The 694-nt window shown below is 61.8% G+C and carries 1 protein-coding gene; it reads right to left on the reverse strand.

Annotated features, from left to right (window positions below):
* The coding region (locus tag EN781_RS33590) for a metalloregulator ArsR/SmtB family transcription factor (RefSeq protein ID WP_145965832.1) at positions 1-550 on the reverse strand (550 nt) is incomplete at its 3' end.
* Positions 551-694 lie beyond the last annotated feature (144 nt).

A 694-nucleotide genomic window follows, 5' to 3' on the forward strand; every position in this document is an offset into this window, starting at 1 on the left:
CGCTCGCTGCATGTGCCGGACCGCGCCGGTAGAGCGGCGAAAATATCTCGAGCAGCCGGCCGGTTCCGGTGCCGAGGTCGAGCATCGACAGGAACGGCCGCTTGCCGACGAGCTTGAGCAGCGCTGCCTCGACGGCGCGGTCCGGCACATGCAGCGAGCGGATGTGATCCCAACTCGCGGCATTCTCGGAGAAATATTCGGCGGCGCGGTCCTGCCGCTTGCGCTTGACCGCCGCCAGCCGCTCGAGGTCCCGCTCGACCTGCGGATCGGCGCCGCGGATGCCGGAAACCAGCCTCAGCACGAAATCGCGCGCGGCATCCGTATCAGACAAGCGGAAGAAGGCCCACGACCCCTCCTGGTAGCGCCCGATCAGTCCCGCATCCAGCAGCAGCTTCAGATGGCGCGACACGCGCGGCTGCGACTGGCCGAGAATTTCGGTAAGATCGGAAACGGTCAGGTCGCCGCGCGACAGGAGCGCGAGGATGCGCAGCCGGCTGGATTCGGCAGCTGCCTTGAGGGTGTCCACCATCGTGTCGAGCGAAACATGCATGAGTGTTTCTCTTTGAAAAAGATATAAACATATGTTTATGTCGATTTTGACAACCATGCAAGACCAATGTCGCTTCCGGACAAGAAAATGACGCATGCATGATTCACAGGCGGAAACCGTTTTTCGGAAGAGCGAGGCCAGAGC

Source organism: Mesorhizobium sp. M4A.F.Ca.ET.090.04.2.1 (assembly GCF_003999085.1).
GTDB lineage: Bacteria > Pseudomonadota > Alphaproteobacteria > Rhizobiales > Rhizobiaceae > Mesorhizobium.